Source organism: Streptomyces sp. NPDC101152, from assembly GCF_044768275.1.
Lineage (GTDB): Bacteria > Actinomycetota > Actinomycetes > Streptomycetales > Streptomycetaceae > Streptomyces.
Map to the genome: position 1 here is coordinate 63,908 of NZ_JBIWPO010000012.1, position 16,689 is coordinate 80,596.

At 71.6% G+C, this 16,689-nt stretch carries 15 protein-coding genes; 11 read left to right on the forward strand and 4 right to left on the reverse strand.

Annotated features, from left to right (window positions below):
• Positions 1-230 precede the first annotated feature (230 nt).
• From ACIRVK_RS18260 to ACIRVK_RS18270, 3 genes are all read left to right on the forward strand, one after another.
• On the forward strand, positions 231-1,268 hold the full coding sequence (locus tag ACIRVK_RS18260; protein ID WP_404248104.1) for an NlpC/P60 family protein: 1,038 nt from the start codon (positions 231-233) through the stop codon (positions 1,266-1,268).
• 207 nt (positions 1,269-1,475) lie between these two features.
• Complete coding sequence (locus ACIRVK_RS18265) at positions 1,476-2,492, forward strand: NlpC/P60 family protein (protein ID WP_404248106.1); 1,017 nt, start codon at positions 1,476-1,478, stop codon at positions 2,490-2,492.
• A 33-nt stretch (positions 2,493-2,525) separates the two neighbouring features.
• Positions 2,526-3,719 (forward strand): hypothetical protein, encoded by a 1,194-nt coding sequence (locus ACIRVK_RS18270; protein ID WP_404248108.1) that lies wholly within the window; start codon positions 2,526-2,528, stop codon positions 3,717-3,719.
• 57 nt (positions 3,720-3,776) lie between these two features.
• Here the strand turns inward: ACIRVK_RS18270 and ACIRVK_RS18275 are convergent, their stop codons facing one another.
• The gene (locus tag ACIRVK_RS18275) at positions 3,777-5,012 is read right to left on the reverse strand and encodes a glycosyltransferase 87 family protein (protein ID WP_404248110.1); all 1,236 of its coding nucleotides are present in this window, start codon (positions 5,010-5,012) and stop codon (positions 3,777-3,779) included.
• Between the two features lie 130 nt (positions 5,013-5,142).
• Here ACIRVK_RS18275 and ACIRVK_RS18280 point away from each other — a divergent pair, with 130 nt between their 5' ends.
• Complete coding sequence (locus tag ACIRVK_RS18280; protein ID WP_404248112.1) at positions 5,143-6,285, forward strand: glycosyltransferase family 4 protein; 1,143 nt, start codon at positions 5,143-5,145, stop codon at positions 6,283-6,285.
• A gap of 127 nt (positions 6,286-6,412) precedes the next feature.
• Entirely contained in the window at positions 6,413-7,996 is a 1,584-nt protein-coding gene (locus ACIRVK_RS18285) for a GMC oxidoreductase (protein ID WP_404248359.1), read from the forward strand.
• Positions 7,997-8,009: 13 nt separating this feature from the next.
• On the opposite strand, the gene ACIRVK_RS18290 is transcribed toward ACIRVK_RS18285, so the two are convergent.
• A complete protein-coding gene (locus tag ACIRVK_RS18290) occupies positions 8,010-9,806 on the reverse strand; it encodes an AMP-dependent synthetase/ligase (RefSeq protein WP_404248114.1) in 1,797 nt (598 codons plus the stop codon).
• 295 nt (positions 9,807-10,101) lie between these two features.
• Between ACIRVK_RS18290 and ACIRVK_RS18295 the strand changes: the two genes are divergently transcribed.
• The 6 genes from ACIRVK_RS18295 (at position 10,102) to ACIRVK_RS18320 (ending at position 15,145) form a co-directional block, all read left to right on the forward strand.
• On the forward strand, positions 10,102-10,899 hold the full coding sequence (locus ACIRVK_RS18295) for a metallophosphoesterase (protein ID WP_404248116.1): 798 nt from the start codon (positions 10,102-10,104) through the stop codon (positions 10,897-10,899).
• Positions 10,900-11,009: 110 nt separating this feature from the next.
• Positions 11,010-11,453 carry an SRPBCC family protein gene (locus ACIRVK_RS18300; RefSeq protein WP_404248118.1) on the forward strand — a complete coding sequence of 148 codons (444 nt, stop codon included), beginning with the start codon at positions 11,010-11,012 and terminating at the stop codon, positions 11,451-11,453.
• A 44-nt stretch (positions 11,454-11,497) separates the two neighbouring features.
• Positions 11,498-12,655 carry an ArsA family ATPase gene (locus ACIRVK_RS18305; protein ID WP_404248120.1) on the forward strand — a complete coding sequence of 386 codons (1,158 nt, stop codon included), beginning with the start codon at positions 11,498-11,500 and terminating at the stop codon, positions 12,653-12,655.
• A 57-nt stretch (positions 12,656-12,712) separates the two neighbouring features.
• Positions 12,713-13,210: a DUF5304 domain-containing protein gene (locus ACIRVK_RS18310; RefSeq protein ID WP_404248122.1), complete on the forward strand. Its 498-nt coding sequence runs from the start codon at positions 12,713-12,715 to the stop codon at positions 13,208-13,210.
• A gap of 108 nt (positions 13,211-13,318) precedes the next feature.
• Positions 13,319-14,272 carry an ROK family glucokinase gene (locus ACIRVK_RS18315; RefSeq protein WP_404248124.1) on the forward strand — a complete coding sequence of 318 codons (954 nt, stop codon included), beginning with the start codon at positions 13,319-13,321 and terminating at the stop codon, positions 14,270-14,272.
• A 126-nt stretch (positions 14,273-14,398) separates the two neighbouring features.
• Positions 14,399-15,145 carry an endonuclease/exonuclease/phosphatase family protein gene (locus ACIRVK_RS18320; RefSeq protein WP_404248126.1) on the forward strand — a complete coding sequence of 249 codons (747 nt, stop codon included), beginning with the start codon at positions 14,399-14,401 and terminating at the stop codon, positions 15,143-15,145.
• A 127-nt stretch (positions 15,146-15,272) separates the two neighbouring features.
• Here ACIRVK_RS18320 and ACIRVK_RS18325 read toward each other — a convergent pair whose 3' ends face one another.
• Together ACIRVK_RS18325 and ACIRVK_RS18330 are read right to left on the reverse strand one after the other, a co-directional pair.
• The gene (locus ACIRVK_RS18325) at positions 15,273-15,842 is read right to left on the reverse strand and encodes a hypothetical protein (RefSeq protein ID WP_404248127.1); all 570 of its coding nucleotides are present in this window, start codon (positions 15,840-15,842) and stop codon (positions 15,273-15,275) included.
• Positions 15,835-16,614, reverse strand: a complete 780-nt coding sequence (locus ACIRVK_RS18330; protein WP_404248361.1) for an alpha/beta hydrolase — start codon at positions 16,612-16,614, stop codon at positions 15,835-15,837. Before ACIRVK_RS18330 ends, ACIRVK_RS18325 begins: the two co-directional genes overlap by 8 nt.
• Positions 16,615-16,689 lie beyond the last annotated feature (75 nt).

Below are 16,689 nucleotides of genomic sequence, written 5' to 3' on the forward strand. Positions count from 1 at the left end.
TCTTCCGCCGCCTGTCGTAAACGTCAATCTCCAGGTTTAATGCCCGATTTGGTGCGATCGTCACGCAACGTAGTGTCAACCCGTCGTGACGCGATGTGAGTTGTGTGCAAAGAATGCATTGCGTGACGGGATTTTTTGGTGTGAGGATTTGATCTGATCACAGGAAGGTCACTAGGGTCTGGCCTCGAACCTCCGAGCGGGTGATCACTCAAAAGAAGGAGTTCACCTCCGTGGCGTCCCATCGTCGACCCAAGCAGCCCAGTCGAGCGCGTGTGACCGTGCTCTCCACCGCAGCTGCTGCCGCCGTTGCCTTCAGCGCCCAGGCCGCCAATGCCGCGCCTAGCGAGAAGCCCTCCAAGGACGAGGTCAAGGCGAAGGTCGACGCGCTCTACTCGGAGGCCGAGCAGGCCTCCGAGCAGCTCAACGGGGCCAAGGAGAAGGAGCAGAAGCTCCAGAAGGAGATCTCCACCATCCAGGACAACGTCGCCCGCGGCCAGCAGGAGCTGAACGCGCTGCGCGACTCCATCGGCCTGGCGGCCGCCGCCCAGTACCGCAGCGGCACCATCGACTCCTCCCTCCAGCTCTTCCTGTCGTCGAACCCGGACGACTACCTGGACAAGGCGTCCACCGCCGACCAGCTCAGCGCCCAGCAGGTCGAGGCGCTGAAGAAGATCCAGGAGAAGCAGCGCGAGCTCGCCCAGGAGCGCGCGGAGGCCTCCGACAAGCTCAAGGACCTCTCCTCCACCCGCACCGAGCTGGCTGCCCGCAAGAGCGCCGTCCAGGGCAAGCTCGCCGAGGCGCAGAAGCTGCTCAACTCCCTGACGTCCGCGGAGCGGGCCGCCCTCAACGCGGCGGACCAGCGGGCCAGCCGCGACGCCAGCCAGCGCGTGGACCTCGGCAACAGCGCCCCCGCCTCGGGCCGGGCCGGCGCCGCCTTCCAGTGGGCGCAGGGCCAGCTCGGCAAGCCGTACGCCTACGGCACCTCCGGTATGAGCACCTTCGACTGCTCCGGCCTCACCTCCAAGGCATACGAGGCGGCCGGCGTCACCATCCCGCGCACCTCCCAGGAACAGGCCAACGCCGGCACCCGGATCTACAGCGCCAGCCAGCTCCAGGTCGGCGACCTCGTGCTCTTCTACGGCGACCTGCACCACGTCGGCCTCTACGCGGGCAACGGCATGGTGCTGCACGCTCCGCGCACCGGCACCGTCGTGCGCTACGAGTCGATGAGCGACATGCCCTTCCAGTTCGGCGTCCGCATCGCCTGACCCTCCGCGTGCCGCCCGAACGGGCGAATTGCGGTGCTTGCCGCTGACCCCGCGCCCCGCCGATGACCTGCGTCAGAGGCGGGGCGTCACTGTGTGTGCACGCACGGGGTCTTTGGCCGGGCCCCCGCTCCACGGCTACTGTCTGCCGCGTTTCCCCGCCGCGGCGGGGAGCAGTCCTTGTCGTCTGCGGAAGGAGCGCGGCTTCCCGTGGGGTCCCATCGCCGCCTTGTACCGACGTCCGGGTTCAACCGGGGTGCCGGAAGCGCCCTGTGTGTCCTGTCCGCCGCGGCCGCCGCCCTCGGCGCCGTACCGGCGAACGCCGCCCCGCACACCGACACCAGGGCCGAGGTGGACCGCCTCTACCAGGAGGCTGAGGACGCCACCCAGGCGTACGACAAGGCCGCCGAGGCGGCCGCGGCACTGCGCCGGGAGGTCGGTGCGGCCCAGGACGCCATCGCCCGGCAGCAGCAGCGCGTCAACGCCCTGCGGGACTCGCTCGGTTCGCTGGCCGGCGCCCAGTACCGCGCCGGCGGCATCGACCCGACCGTCGCCCTGCTGTTCTCCGACGACCCGGCCGACTACCTCGACAAGGCCTCCACGCTCGACCGGATCACCACCCGCCAGGCCGACCAGCTCCGAAAACTCCAGTCGGCGCTGCGCGACCTCGCCCAGGAGCGCACGGAGGCGGCCGGCAAGCTCGCCGAGCTGCAGCGCAGCCGCACGGCGGTGGCGACCCACAAGAAGACCGTCGAGCGGAAGCTCGCCCAGGCCCAGCGCCTGCTCAACTCCCTGTCGTCCGCGGAGCGTTCCGCCTACGACCGGGCCTCCCGCTCGGGCGGCGACGACATCCCCGACCTCTCCGCCGTCGTCCCGCCCGACGCCCGCGCGGCCGCCGCGCTCGCCGCGGCCCGCTCAGCGCTCGGCAAGCCGTACGTCTGGGGCGCCACCGGCCCCTCAGGCTTCGACTGCTCGGGCCTGATGCAGTGGTCGTACGCGCAGGCCGGCGTCCATCTGCCGCGCACCTCGCAGGAGCAGCGGTACGCCGGCCGGCAGATCCCGCTCTCCCAGGCGCAACCCGGCGACCTGGTCGTCTACCGCTCCGACGCCGGCCATGTGGCGATGTACGTGGGGCACGGCCAGGTCATCCACGCGCCCTATCCGGGCGCCCCCGTGCGCTACGACCCGGTCGACATGATGCCGGTGTCCTCCGTCACGAGGGTCTGACGCCCCGTGCCCGGTCGGCCTTACGATCGGGAAGTGGCTGGTGGTCGTGGTCGGGCGTGGGGTTCGGGTGTCGTGGCGCTCGTCCTGCTGCTCGTCGCGCTGGTGGGCTGCGGCGGACAGTCCGCCGACGGCAGGGCCACAAGCGATGTACAGCGCGTCCTGGACCGGCGCTCCACCGCCGTCCTCGACCGCGACCGGGTGGCCTTCCTGAAGACGGGCTCGCTCAGCTGGTTCGAGAACCTGCGCGGGGTGCCGCTGGCCGGCTGGTCGTACCGTGTGACCGCCCTGCACGAGAACGGCGACGGCGCCACCGCGGACGCCGAACTCCGGTACCAGGTCCAGGGGTACGACAACGCCCCGGTCACCGTGGGCCGCACGCTCACCCTGTCCCGGGACGCGAACGGGCGCTGGCAGGTGGACGCCGACGTCCCCGCCCAGAAGACCGCCCAGCAGCTGTGGGACCAGGGCGAGGTGAGCGTCGTGCGGGGCACACGCAGCCTCGTCCTCGGCGTCGGCCAGTCCAGCGAGCAGCTGCACGTGTACGCCGACCTCGCCGACCACGCCGTACCGGCCGTCTCCGGGGCGTGGGGCACCGACTGGTCCCGGCACGTCATCATCCTCGTACCGAAGTCCCTGGACGGCATGGCGGGGCTGCTCGGCTCGCCGGCCTCCCAGTACCGAGGGATCGCGGCGGTCACCACCGGCGAGGTCGGCGGGCCGCCGCACGCGCCCGCGGACCGGATCATCGTCAACCCCGACGCGTACGCGTTGCTCGGCACGCTGGGCAAGCAGGTCGTGCTCACCCACGAGACGACCCATGTCGCCACCCGTGCCCACACCACGGCCGCGACCCCGCTGTGGCTGTCGGAGGGGTACGCGGACTGGATCGGCTACCTCGGCACCGGCCGCACCGCGGTGCAGGCCGCGCCCGAGCTGGCCCGCTCGGTCGACGACGGGCAGGTGCCGGCCGCGCTGCCGGCCGACGGGGACTTCGGGTTCAGCGGCGACGCGACGAAGCTGGCGCAGGCGTACGAGGGGGGCTGGCTGGCGTGCCGGCTGATCGCCGAGCGGTGGGGGGTCGGGCGGCTCGGCCAGTTCTACCGGGCGGTGGGCGATCATCGGCAGCGGGCTGGTTCGGTCGAGGACGCGATGAGCAAGGTGCTCGGGACCACGCCGGAGAAGTTCACCGAGCAGTGGCGACAGTACCTGCGCGCACAGCTGCGCTGAGGCAGCCCCGCGCCCCTTCAGGGCGAACGGCGCCTGTCCCGTGCCCCTATGGGGCCGTCAGGAGGACGTGGACGTTTCCTTTGTGCGGGTGGGCTGGGTGGGGAGTGGGGGGACCGGGGCTCGGGAGACCGTCGAGCGCCACAGTTCTCGGGCGGCCAGGATCGCGGCGAGGAGCAGGAGGCCGTTGCGCAGGAGGAGGAGGGTGACGCCCAGGCGGTCGGAGGCCACGACGTGTTGGAACCAGAGAGGGAACTCCAGCACCGTCAGGAGGGCCGCCGTGAGGACCAGGGCGGTGGGCAGGACCATCCGGCTGCCGCGGAAGCACAGGCAGACCGCGGCGAGGCCGATCAGCCACACCAGGTACTGCGGGCTGATCACCCGGCTCGTGACCGTGAACATCAGCACCCCGGTGAAGGCCGCGTCGGCGAGCGTGGCCGGCAGGAACCGGGTCGCCATCAACCGCCACAGCAGCAGCCAGCCGAAGGCCACCCCGGTCAGGAACAGGGCCGCCGAGCTGACGGCGTCCACCCAGGGGCCGACGAACTCGATCGAGCCGTAGTTGAACAGCACCCGGCCGCCCCAGCCGAAGTGCCGGGCCACGTGGAAGACGAGGGAGCCCAGCGACTCCACCTCGGTGCCGCGCCCGCGCTGGGCGGTCAGGAAGGAGAACGCGCCCGGCATCGACACCGCGAACAGGCCCCCCACCATGGCGACACAACCGGCGGCCCAGGTCCACGCGCCCCGCTTGCGGGCACCGACCAGCAGCAGCGCCGGCCACACCTTCAGCAGCGCCGCGAAGCCCACCAGGACGCCCATCACCCGGGGGCGCCGGGCGCCTGCGAGCAGCGCGGCCACGGCCACCGCCGTCACCATCACGTCGTAACGGGCGTACACGGTCGGCCCGAGCAGCGGCACCCCCGCGACCCACACCCAGGCGCCGCGCAGCGACTTGCCCGGACGCAGGCCCGCGTACACGACCAGGGCGAGGACGACCGCGTCGGCCAGGAAGGCCAGGACGAAGAAGGCCGACGCGTACTGCAGGAAGGGCAGCAGCGCGGGGGAGAGGATCGCGAGGGCGGCGGCGGGCGGGTACTGCCAGGTGACGTCCCCGCGCGGGAAGGTCCCGGTGCGCAGCACCTCGTACCAGCCCTGGTAGATCACCGAGACGTCGCTGGTGACGTCCGGGCCCGGGAAGGTCCACACCTTGAAGACGAACAGGAGCAGCAGCAGCCTGGTCAGCCCCCAGGTCCCCAGCAGTCCCGCCAGGGACCGCCTCGCACCCGCCATGTCCACCCGTGCCCCTTCGGCCCGCTGTTCGCCTCGGTTCGTCTTGAGGGGAACATGATGTCCTGCTCACCTGTGTAACCCACCATAAACGCGGCCGGGCCCGCCCGTGCGGACCTGCCCGGTAGGGTCGGCGACGATGCACAAGACGCTGATCGTGACGAACGACTTCCCGCCCCGCCCCGGCGGCATCCAGGCCTTCCTGCACAACATGGCGCTGCGCCTGGACCCCGAGCGGCTCGTCGTCCACGCCTCGACCTGGAAGCGGGGCCGGGAGGGCGCCCGGGCGACCCGCGCCTTCGACGCCGAGCAGCCCTTCACCGTCGTACGCGCCCGTACGACGATGCTGCTGCCGACGCCGGCGGCCACCCGGACGGCCGTGCGGCTGCTGCGGGAGCACGGGTGCACGTCGGTGTGGTTCGGGGCGGCGGCGCCGCTCGGGCTGATGGCACCGGCGCTCAGGAAAGCCGGCGCCGAGCGGCTGGTGGCGACGACCCACGGGCACGAGGCGGGGTGGGCCCAGCTGCCCGCCGCGCGGCAGCTGCTGCGCCGGATCGGGGAGTCGACGGACACGATCACCTATCTGGGCGAGTACACGCGCTCACGGATCGCCTCCGCGCTGACGCCCGGGGCGGCCGGGCGGATGGTGCAGCTGCCGCCCGGGGTCGACGAGAAGGTGTTCCACCCGGGCTCCGGCGGTGACGCGGTCCGGGCGCGGCTCGGGCTGAGCGACCGGCCGGTGGTCGTGTGCGTGTCCCGGCTGGTGCCGCGCAAGGGACAGGACACCCTCATCCTCGCCATGCCCCGCATCCTGGCCGCCGAGCCGGACGCGGTGCTCCTGATCGTCGGCGGCGGCCCCTACGAGGGCGAGCTGCGCAAGCTCGCGCGCGAGACCGGCGTCGCCGGCTCCGTGCGCTTCACGGGTGCCGTCCCCTGGTCGGAGCTGCCCGCCCACTACGGCGCCGGGGACGTCTTCGCCATGCCCTGCCGCACCCGGCGCGGCGGTCTCGACGTCGAGGGACTCGGCATCGTCTACCTGGAAGCGTCGGCGACCGGGCTGCCGGTGGTCGCGGGGGACTCGGGCGGCGCCCCGGACGCCGTGCTCGACGGCGAGACCGGCTGGGTGGTGCGGGGCGGCTCGGTCGAGGAGACGGCCGACCGTGTCACCGCGCTGCTCGGCGACGCGGAACTCAGGCGCCGCATGGGGGAGCGGGGACGGGAGTGGGTCGAGGAGAAGTGGCGGTGGGACCTGCTGGCACAGAGGCTCAGGACGCTTCTGTGAAGGACACCGACAAAGGTCCGATCCAAACCCTGCGGTAGCTCTAGGCGGAACCGGAAAATCCGCCCATGCTGCGCACATGACAGCAAAACTGATGCAGCGTCAGCTGACGAGACGTCACATTCTGGGCATGATGGCCCTGCAGACGGCCGCCGCGGCCGGTCTCACCCGTATCGGCCTGACCTCGGCCCAGGCGGCCGAGGAGGCGGCCGCCGTCGACAACGCCCCCGCGATCGTGGTCGGTTCGGGCTACGGCGGCGCCGTGGCCGCCCTCCGGCTCGGTCAGGCCGGCATCCGCACCCTCGTCCTGGAGATGGGGCAGCTGTGGAACACGCCCGGCGCGGACGGCAAGATCTTCTGCAACACCGCCAACCCGGACCAGCGTTCCATGTGGTTCAAGTCCCGCACCGAGGCCCCGCTGGCCACCTTCCTGTGGCTGGACGTCGTCAACAGGAACATCACCCCCTACCCGGGCGTCCTGGACCGGGTGCACTTCGACGCCATGTCCGTGTACGTGGGGCGCGGTGTCGGCGGAGGCTCCCTGGTCAACGGCGGCATGGCGGTCACCCCGCGCCAGTCGTACTTCACCGAGCAGTTCCCCACCGTGGACGCGACGGAGATGTACAACACGTACTACCCGCGTGCCCGTTCCATGCTCGGCGTCAACACGATCGACCCCGCCTGGTTCGAGTCGACCGAGTGGTACCAGTTCGCCCGGACCTCGAGGAAGGCGGCCGACACCACCGGGCTCAAGACCACCTTCGTGCCGAACGTCTACGACTTCGGCTACATGGAGCGCGAGGCCGCCGGCACCGCCACCAAGTCGGCGCTCGGTCAGGAGGTCATCTACGGCAACAACTACGGCAAGAAGAGCCTCGACAAGACCTACCTGGCCGCCGCGCTCGGCACCGGGAACGTCACCATCAACACCATGGAGCGGGTCAGGGCCGTCCACCGGGCGAGCGACGGGAGCTGGCAGCTGACCGCCGACCGCGTCGACGTCACCGGCAAGGTGGTGGAGACCAAGCAGTACAGCTGCACCTACCTCTTCCTCGGCGGCGGCAGCCTCGGCACCACCGAACTGCTCGTGCGGGCCCGCGACACCGGCGCGCTGCCCGCGCTCAACTCCAGCGTGGGTGCCGGCTGGGGACCCAACGGCAACACCATGCTGGGCCGCGCCAACCACGTCTGGGACACCACCGGCGCCAACCAGTCGACCATGCCGGTCATGGGCATCGACGACTGGGACAACGCCGCCAACCCGGTCTTCGCCGAGATCGCCCCACTGCCCATCGGCTTCGAGACCTGGGTCAGCCTCTATCTGGCGATCACCAAGAACCCTCAGCGGGCGGCCTTCACCTACGACGCCGCGAGCGACGGGGTCAAACTGGGCTGGACCGCCGCCCAGAGCGCCGTCTCGGTCGCCATGGCGAAGAAGCTCTTCGACCGGATCAACGCGGCCAACGCCACGATCTACCGCTACGACCTGTTCGGCACGTCCAACAAGGTCTTCGCCGACGACTTCTGCTACCACCCGCTGGGCGGCTGCGTGCTCGGCCAGGCGACGGACGACTACGGCCGGGTGAAGGGCTACTCGAAGCTGTACGTCACCGACGGCTCGTTGGTGCCCGGCAACATCGGCGTGAACCCGTTCGTCACCATCACCGCGCTCGCCGAGCGCACGATGGCACGGGTCCTCGCCGAGGACACCTGACCGAAGTGGCCTCCTACTTCTGGTAGATGGCCTCGATCTCGTCCGCGTAGTCCTTCGCCACCACGCTGCGCTTGAGCTTCAGCGAGGGCGTGAGGTGGCCCGACTCCTCCGTGAACTGGGAGGACAGAATGCGGAACTTCCGCACCGATTCCGCCTTCGACACCGCGGCGTTGCCGTCGTCGACCGCCTCCTGGATCGCCGCGAGCAGATCCGGGTCCTGGCGCAGCGACGCCGCGGTGACACCCGCGGGCTTGCCGTGCTCGGCGGCCCAGCGGCCCAGGAACTCCTCGTCGATGGTGACCAGCGCGCCCACGAACGGCCGCCCGTCGCCCACCACCATGCACTCCGCGACCAGCGCGTGCGCGCGGATGCGGTCCTCGATCACGGCCGGGGCGACGTTCTTGCCACCCGCGGTGACGATGATCTCCTTCTTGCGGCCGGTGATCCTGAGGTAGCCGTCCTCGTCGAGGGTGCCGATGTCACCGGTGTGGAACCAGCCGTCCATCAGCGCCTCGGCCGTGGCGGCCTCGTTGTTCCAGTAGCCCTTGAACAGGTGCTCCCCATGCAGCAGCACCTCCCCGTCGTCCGCGATCCGGATCACCGAGCCCGGCAGCGGCTGCCCGACCGTGCCGATCTTCGTACGGTCCCAGGGGTTGAAGGCGGTCGCCGCGCAGGACTCGGTCAGGCCGTAGCCCTCCAGCACCGTGAATCCGATGCCGCGGAAGAAGTGACCGAGCCGCTCGCCCAGCGGGGCGCCGCCGGAGATGGCGTACTCACCCCGCCCACCGAGCACCGCGCGCAGCTTGCTGTAGACCAGCTTGTCGAAGGTCCGGTGCTTGATCTTCAGGCCCAGCGAGGGACCCGAGGGGGTGTCCAGCGCCCTGCTGTACGCGATCGCGGTGTCCGCCGCCTTGTCGAAGATCTTGCCCTTGCCGTCCGCAGCCGCCTTGGCGCGCGCGGAGTTGTAGACCTTCTCGAAGACCCGCGGGACGCCCAGGATCAGCGTCGGCCGGAAGGACGCCAGCTCGTCGGTGAGGTTCTTGATGTCCGGCACGGTGCCCAGCTTGATCGGTGCCATCATGGGCGCGATCTGCACCAGTCGGCCGAAGACGTGCGCGAGCGGCAGGAACAGCAGCACCGAGCAGTCGCCGGTGCGGAACAGCGGCCGCAGGCGCTCGACGATGTTGCCGCACTCGGCGAAGAAGCTGCGGTGGGTGAGCACGCAGCCCTTGGGGCGGCCGGTGGTGCCGGAGGTGTAGACGATCGTCGCCGGGTCGTCCGCCTTCGCCAGCGAGCTGCGCTCCTCGACGGTCGCGTCGCTGACGTCCTTGCCCAGCCGCCCGAGCTCCTCCACCCCGCCGGCCTCGATCTGCCAGACGTGCTTGAGGGCGGGCAACCGGTCGCGCACCGACTCGACGGCGGCGGCGTGGCCGTCCAGCTCGACGACGGCCGCGGTCGCGCCCGAGTCGGAGAGGATCCACTGCACCTGCTCCGGCGAGCTGGTCTCGTACACCGGCACGGTGACCGCGCCCGCGCTCCAGATCGCGAAGTCCAGCAGCGTCCACTCGTAGCGCGTACGGGACATCAGCGCGACCCGGTCGCCGGGCTGGACGCCGGAGGCGATCAGGCCCTTGGCGGCAGCGTGCACCTCCGCGAGGAAGGCCGTGGCCGTCACGTCCTGCCAGGCGCCGCCCACCTTGCGGGCGATGACGGCAACGTCGGCGTGCTGCGCGGCGTTTCTGCGGACGATGTCGGTGAGATTGCCGTCCGCAGGGACCTCGTACAAAGCCGGAAGGCTGAACTCGCGCAAGACTGCTGCTCCTCATAAGGCGCCGGCGCCACGACGTTGTGCGATGCGACGGTGCGTCCAAGGCTCGGGCAGGTACTCAGGCGATCGCTCGTTGAAATCCTGAGCACGACTGGACTGCCCGGACGTTACCCGCCGGTATGGCTTCTCCGACAGGGGGTCCCGGCGAGATGTACGCTGCGTCACACGGATTGGTGTTCCTCCGCGTACGGTAGTCCACCAACTAACTGACTGGCCAGTAACCGCAGGTCCTGCCGCCACTGTTCACGTCCACCCCACACGCCTACGCTTGATCGTCATGGCATCCACACCGGCCGGCAGCGCCAGGACCCGCGTCCACGTGGTCAGCGACGTGCACGGCAACGCCCGTGACCTGGCCCGGGCCGGCGACGGCGCCGATGCCCTGATCTGCCTCGGCGACCTCGTCCTCTTCCTCGACTACGCCGACCACTCGCGCGGCATCTTCCCCGACCTGTTCGGCAGGGAGAACGCCGACCGCATCGTCGAGCTGCGCACCGCCCGCCGCTTCGAGGAGGCGCGCGAGTTCGGCCGCCGCCTGTGGAGCGGCATCGGCGCCGACCGGGCCACCGCGATCGAGCAGGCGGTACGCCGGCAGTACGCCGAGATGTTCGCGGCCTTCCCGACACCGACGTACGCGACCTACGGCAATGTCGACATGCCGCCGCTGTGGCCGCAGTTCGCGCGGCCCGGCACCACCGTGCTCGACGGGGAACGGGTCGAGATCGGCGGCCGGACCTTCGGCTTCGTGGGCGGCGGCCTGCGCTCCCCGATGCGCACGCCGTACGAGATCAGCGACGAGGAGTACCAGGCGAAACTGGACGCGGTCGGCGAGGTGGACGTCCTGTGCACGCACATCCCGCCGGAGGTGCCGGAGCTGGTCTACGACACGGTGGCGCGGCGCTTCGAGCGGGGCAGCCGGGCACTGCTGGCGGCGATCCGTCGGACTCGTCCCCGTTACGCGCTGTTCGGTCACGTCCACCAGCCGCTGGTGCGGCGGATGCGGATCGGGGCGACGGAGTGCGTGAACGTCGGGCACTTCGCCGGGACCGGGAAACCGTGGGCGCTCGAATGGTGAACAGCCTGGTACGGGTGAACTCGGCTGGTCGGGCGCGCGGTAGCCTTCACGCTGCACACACGTGCGCAGGACGACCTCAGTACCGGCCCGCATCTGGAGGAGCCACGGCGATGGCGGAACACACCAGCTCGAGCATCACGATCGAGGCGGCACCGGCCGACGTCATGGGGGTGATCGCCGACTTCGCGCGCTACCCGGACTGGACGGGTGAGGTGAAGGAGGCGCAGGTTCTCGAGACCGACGCGCAGGGGCGGGCCCAGCAGGTCCGTCTGGTGATGGACGCTGGCGCGATCAAGGACGACCAGGTCCTCGGCTACACCTGGACCGGGGCGAACGAGGTCTCCTGGACGCTGGTCAAGTCCCAGATGCTGCGCTCGCTCGACGGCTCGTACATCCTTAAGCCGGTCGGCGCGGGGGCGACCGAGGTCACCTACCGGCTGACCGTGGACGTGAAGATCCCGATGCTGGGGATGATCAAGCGGAAGGCCGAGAAGGTCATCATCGACCGGGCGCTGGCCGGTCTCAAGAAGCGGGTCGAGTCCGGGGAGAAGTGACCGCGGCGGTTTGAGAGCGGTGCACGAAGGTACCGTTCACCCCCATGCGCACCCTCCTGATCACGGGCTCCGGCGGCAGCGGTCGCACGACCGTCGCGGCCGCCACCGCACTCGCCGCCGCCCGTGCGGGCACCCGGACGCTCGTCCTCAGCGGCGACCGGGCCGACACCCTCGGCGCGGCCCTCGGAACGGCGACCGGCCCGGCGCCCGTCTCCGCCGGCCCGGACCTCACCGCCTGGCGTCCCGACGCCGTCGCCGGGTTCCGGGACGACCTGACCGCCTTCCAGGAACGCGCGGCCGGCGTCCTCGACCTGCTCGGCGCCTCCCGGCTGGACGCCGAGGAGGTCACCCCTCTGCCCGGGGCCGAGGAACTAACCCTGCTGCGGGCCCTGCGCGACGCCGCCCTGTCGGAGCGGTTCGACCTCCTCGTCGTCGACCTGCCGCCCACCGAGCAGGCCCTCGCCCTGCTCGCGCTGCCCGAGGAACTGCGCCGCTACCTGCGCCGGCTGATGCCCGCCGAGCGGCAGGCGGCCCGCGCGCTGCGCCCGGTCCTCGGCCGGCTGGCCGGGGTGCCGATGCCCTCGGAGTGGCTGTACGAGACGGCGGCGCGCTGGGACACCGAACTGGCCGCCGTCGAGGCCGTCCTCGCCGACCCGGAGACCGCGCTGCGCCTGGTCGCCGAACCCGGGCCGGCCGGCGCCGACGCGGTACGCGGCGCAGGTCTCGCGCTCGCGCTGCGCGGGCTGCGCCCCGACGTGCTGGTCGCGAACCGCGTCGTACCGGAGGAGTGGCCGGCCGGCCTGGTCGCCCAGCAGCGCAAGGCGCTGGAGGAATGGCGGGAGTCCTACGACGTACGTCAGGTCCCGCACCTCGGGCACGATCCGCGCGGAGCGGAGGACCTCGCCGCCCTGCCCGTGCCCGGCGTCAACGACACGACGTCCACCGTCGAGTGGCCCGTCGCCGACCGGCTCGCCGAGGACGGCGTGCTGGTCTGGCACCTCCCGCTGCCCGGCGCCGTGCGCGAGGACCTGGACCTGATCCGGCGCGGGGACGAACTCGTCCTCTCCGCGGGCCCGTTCCGCCGCATCGTGCCGCTGCCGTCCGCGCTGCGCCGCTGTACCGTCCGCGGGGCCGCCCTGCGCGACGGCGAGCTGCGGATCCGGTTCGCGCCGGACCCGGGTCTGTGGCCCGACAGGGCCTGAACGACGTACGGCCGTTCGGGTAACGTCGTAAGGACGAACCGTAGTCAGGAGTCCGTCATGAGCGAAGAGCTCCCCCCGTCGGATGCCACGGAGAAGGAAGCCGTCGACGAGGTGCGGGCCACCGACGCCGACGCCTGGGCGACGGCGGCCGCCGAGGACCTCGCCGCGGAGAAGGCCCGCCGCCGCGCCGAGTACGGCCAGCCGCCGGTCTCGGCCGCCGAGGAACTGCGCAAGCTGGTCGACGTCGTCTCCGAGAAGCTGTCGTCCATCCAGTCGCCGCTGTTCGGGGCGGTCGCCGGGCCCGCGGCGCAGCAGGTGGTGAAGCAGGTCGTCCAGCAGGCCAGGGCGGCGGTCGAACCCGTCATGGAGCGCAACCCGGAGGTCTTCGACCACCTGGCGGCGGCCGGCAACGAACTCCTCGCCGCCTACCGCTCCGCCGTCCAGGCCCAGGAGCAGCGCTGGACCACCCGCGGCACGGACCTGCACAAGGACCTCGAGGAGAACCGCGACGACGGTGCGGGCAGCGGCCCGGGGCAGCGCATCGACCTGGACTGACCTCCCCGACGGCGGCCCGGCCCGTCCGCCGGGCGGACGACGGGAATCCCACGGCAGGGCCTCGGGTACGGTTGGCCGTAGCGGGGCTCGACCGAAACTGAGGGATTCATGGGACTCACCATCGGCGTCGACATCGGCGGCACGAAGATCGCGGCCGGCGTGGTCGACGAGGAAGGCAACATCCTCTCGACCTTCAAGGTGCCGACCCCGGCCACGCCCGAGGGCATTGTGGACGCCATCGCCTCCGCCGTCGAGGGGGCGCGCGCGGGCCACGAGATCGTCGGCGTGGGCATCGGCGCGGCCGGCTACGTGAACCGGCAGCGCTCCACCGTCTACTTCGCGCCGAACATCGACTGGCGCCAGGAGCCGCTGAAGGACAAGGTCGAGGTCCGCGTCGGCCTCCCGGTCGTCGTGGAGAACGACGCGAACGCGGCCGCGTGGGGCGAGTACAAGTTCGGCGCGGGCAAGGGCCACCGCAACGTCATCTGCATCACGCTGGGCACCGGTCTGGGCGGCGGCATCATCATCGGCAACAAGCTGCGCCGCGGGCACTTCGGCGTGGCCGCCGAGTTCGGCCACATCCGCATGGTCCCCGACGGGCTGCTGTGCGGCTGCGGCTCCCAGGGCTGCTGGGAGCAGTACGCCTCCGGGCGCGCCCTGGTCAGATACGCCAAGCAGCGCGCCAACGCGACCCCCGAGCACGCCGAGGTGCTGCTGTCCCTGGGAGACGGCACCCCCGAGGGCATCGAGGGCAAGCACATCTCCATGGCGGCCCGCCAGGGCGATCCGGTGGCCGTCGACTCCTACCGCGAACTCGCCCGCTGGGCCGGCGCCGGCCTCGCCGACCTCGCCTCCCTCTTCGACCCCTCCGCCTTCATCGTCGGCGGCGGTCTCTCGGACGAGGGCGAACTGGTTCTCGACCCCATCCGCAAGTCCTACAAGCGCTGGCTGGTCGGCGGGAACTGGCGCCCGGTGGCCGACGTCATCGCGGCCCAGCTGGGCAACGAGGCGGGCCTGGTGGGCGCGGCGGATCTGGCCCGCGAGCCCGACCCGATCATGTAGCGCGGACGACCTCGAGGGGCGCGGGGCCGCGTCGACGAGCGGCTCCGCCGCGTGGGCGCGGCCAGGTGCGACCGCCGGCCGTCCACAGGCCTCGCGCCCCTCCCCACGGGGCCGTAGATTGATCACATGGAGCCGTTCCCCAACTCCCTCACCGAGCCCGACGGTTCAGCCGTCATCCGCGTCCTGAGCTACAACATCCGCTCGATGCGCGACGACACCGACGCCCTCGCCCGGGTGATCAGCGCCTGCGCACCCGACCTCGTCCTGATCCAGGAAGCCCCCCGCTTCTTCCGCTGGCGCAAGAAACTGGCCCGCCTGGCGGCGGCGTCCGGCCTGGTCATCCTCACCGGCGGCGGTACGGCGGCGGGCCCGGCGATCCTCTGCGACCTGCGCGCCACCGTCGAGCGCACCGAGGACGTCCTCCTGCCCCTCACCCCGGGCCTGCACCGACGCGGCTTCGCCACGGCTGTCCTGCGTTTCGGCGCGGTCCGTGTCGGCGTGCTGAGCTGCCACCTCTCCCTGCAGCCGGACGAACGCCACGACCAGGCCGGCATGCTCCTCGACCGCCTCGCCGGCCTCGGCGTCGACCACGCGATCGCCGGCGGCGACCTCAACGACCGCCCCACCGGCCGCAGCTTCCAGCGCCTGGCGGCCGGCCTCCAGGACTGCTGGGCGACCGCCCCCTGGGGCGAGGAGTACACCTTCGACCAGGTCACCCCCTTCCAGCGCATCGACGCGATCTTCGCCACCAAGGGCGTCGAGGTGCTCGGCTGCGGAGTCCCCGTCGGCCTCCCCGGCGTCACGGAGACGGACCTGAGGACGGCCTCGGACCACCTCCCGGTCCTGGCCGCCCTCAGAATCCCCGCACACTAGGGGGTGTTTTGAAGGTCCGGTGCGGTGTCCGCGGTGTACGGTGCGTGGCCTCGGCGTGCCGGGCGCCGCGGGTGCTGTGCGGGCTTTCAAAACACCCCCTAGTGGCTCGTGTGTCGGGCGCGGGGCGTCAGACCACCGCGCCGCGGCCCGGGTCGTCGGGCTCGTCGTCGTCCGTGCGCATGCGCATCACCAGCGTGGCGAAGCCGCCGAGGAACCCGCCGACGCTCAGCGTGGCGAGCCACCAGGTCATCTCCCAGCCGAACAGCACCGCCAGCAGCAGCAGGACGGGACCGCCGATGACGCCGAGCCAGGCGAACTTCGCGGTGGTGTCGGCGGTCGGCAGCGGTGGCGGCTCCGGCGGGACGAAGTGGCCCTCGTCGTCCTCGTCGAAGTCGTCCTCGGAGGGTTCGCGGGCGGCGTAGTCGCGCGGCCCGACGCCGGGCGCGAAGGAGATGGAGCTGCCCAGCGGGCCCGCCGGCTTCTCCTCCTTGCCCGGCTGCGGCCGGGACGGCTCGTCGTTCGTCTCGGGCTCCAGCAGCGCCAGATCCTCGATCGACTTGAACGGCTTGGTGCCCGGCGGGTCCTTCGGCTCCTCGCCGTACCCGGCGACGATCGCGGCCCACGCGGCGTCCTCGTCGAACGGGACGCCCTGCTCCTCCGGCTCGCGGTCCTCGCGATCCGAGTCGTGCTCAGCCACCAGCGGCCGTCCCTTCCTTGCCGACACTGGGTGCGAGCCGGCCGATGAACGCGAGGCTCTCCTCGAAGATCCGGTCCGCGTCATGGTCCAACGTCGCGACGTGGTAGCTCTGTTCCAGCAGGATCTCCGTCACGTCCCGGGAGGAGACCCGGCTGAGCACGCGCGCGGAGTCGACCGGCGGCACGACATGGTCCTGCGGGCTGCGCAGCAGCAACAGCGGCTGCGTGACCTGCGGCAGCTCGCCGTCGACCAGCCGGAAGAAGTTCCGCAGGGAGTGCGCCGCGTGCAGCGGCACCCGGTCGTAGCCCAGCTCGGCGCTGCCGGGCTTGGCGATGTCGCTGGCGATCCCCTTCGTCGTCCGCACGAGATGGCGGGCCACCGGAAGGGCGTAGGCGGACAGGCCGTGCACCTTGTTCGCCGGGTTGACGACGACGACCCCGCTGATCGCGTCCCCGTGCTTGGCGGCGAGGCGCAGCGCCAGCGCGCCACCCATGGACAGGCCGGCCACGAAGACCCGCGCGCAGCGCTCGCGCAGGGCACGCAGCTCGCGGTCCACCTCCGCGTACCAGTCCGGCCAGCCGGTGAGCTGCATGTCCTCCCAGCGGGTGCCGTGCCCGGGCAGCAGCGGCAGCGAGACCGTGAGGCCGCGCTCGGCGAGGTACTCCGCCCAGGGGCGCAGCGACTGGGGGGAACCGGTGAAGCCGTGGCAGAGCAGGACGCCGATCTCGCCGCCCTCGTGGCGGAACGGCTCGGCTCCAGGAAGGACCGGCACCATCGGTCTCCTGTTCGTGAGAGGGACGGTTCTTGCGTGACGTGAACTCCAGGTGTGCTTCACCGTACGCGACGG